General features: G+C 53.6%; 1 protein-coding gene. It reads left to right on the forward strand.

Annotation, left to right across the window (positions count from 1 at the left end; genetic code table 11):
* Positions 1–262: 262 nt before the first annotated feature.
* Positions 263–1,464, forward strand: a 1,202-nt coding sequence (locus tag M5B98_RS28640) for an IS110 family transposase (protein ID WP_248744681.1), incomplete at its 3' end; no start/stop codon positions are given.

A 1,464-nucleotide genomic window follows, 5' to 3' on the forward strand; every position in this document is an offset into this window, starting at 1 on the left:
CCGATATAGGTTGTCCGTTCCTTTCTTCTTCCATACTTCCCTGTCTGGAAGCCAGTTTTGATCAAGGAAGGAACATGCACCTGTAGGCTACGAATATGCCTGCCAAGCACGCGATGATTTCCCCTTCACCTTCGAGCCTACAGGTGCGCTTGCGTCCTTTAACGAACCCTCAGGGAAAGCCCGACACGGCTCTCTATATCGCTTTCGCTGGACGTAAGCATGCATGTCCCTGCATGTACTTTAGCGCCCGTGGAGGTCGTTGATGAAAACGCTCCTGTCTCAGAAATTCACTGCTTATATCGGAATCGATTGGGCGGATACCAAGCACGACGTGTGTCTGCAGGTCGCTGGAGAGACCCGGCGGTATTTCTCCGTCATCGACCACACGCCCCAATCGATTGATCGATGGGCGAAATCGCTGTTTGAACGTTACGGGGCTCCGATCGCGATTGCTCTTGAACTCAACAAAGGCCCGTTGGTGGCTGCGTTGCAAAAGTACGAGTTCTTCTGCCTGTTTCCGATTAATCCGAGCACTTTGGCCAGGCACCGTAAAACCTTTGTTCGCAGCGGGGCCAAGGATGACCCGACTGATGCTCAGTGGGCGCTTGAGTTGTTGCTCACCCATCCCCAACGGTTTCCCCAGTTGATCCCGCAAAGTCCGGCCATGCGTATTTTGGCCAGTCTGACCGAGCATCGTCGTGCACTGGTCAGTGAGCGAGTGAGGGTCAGCAACCGTTTGATCTGCACGCTTAAACAGTACTATCCATTGGCTCTGGAATTGTTCAACGAGCATGACACTGTGGTGTTTTGTGACTTTCTGATGCACTGGCCCACGCTCGAACATCTCAAGCGTTCTCGCCAGAGCACTTTTCTCAAGTTCTTTAACGAGCACAACGCTCGTAATCCACGCCTCAATCAAACGCGCTGGGAAAACATCACCCAAGCGATGCCTCTCACACAGGATCCAGGGGTAATACGTCCTTCACAGTTGTACGCGACAGCCCTAGCGTCGCAACTCAAAGGACTTATTTCAGGCATCAAGGAGTTTGATCGCGAGATCGAAGAGACGGCCAATACCTTGGCCGATTATCCGATCTTCAGGGCGCTTCCTGGCGCCGGCCGACATCTTGCGCCGCGCCTGATGGTGGCTTTTGGTGAGCAGCGTGATCGATTTAGTGATGCCAGAGCGATGCAGCAATATGCCGGGATCGCGCCGGTTACCCACCGTAGTGGAAAGAAGACAGTCGTGTATTGGCGATACCAATGCTCAACCTTCTTGCGACAGACTTTTGTCGAGTGGGCCGCTCACAGCATCCCTCAATCAGCATGGGCTGAGGCTTATTATCGACAGCAGCGAGCCAAGGGCAGCTCCTACCAAGCGGCACTGAGAGCATTGGCCTTCAAGTGGATCAGAATCGTCTATCGGTGCTGGAAAACCAGCACCGCCTATGACGAAAAGGCGTA

Source organism: Pseudomonas sp. MWU12-3088 (genome assembly GCF_023242405.1).
Classification (GTDB): Bacteria; Pseudomonadota; Gammaproteobacteria; order Pseudomonadales; family Pseudomonadaceae; genus Aquipseudomonas; species Aquipseudomonas kribbensis.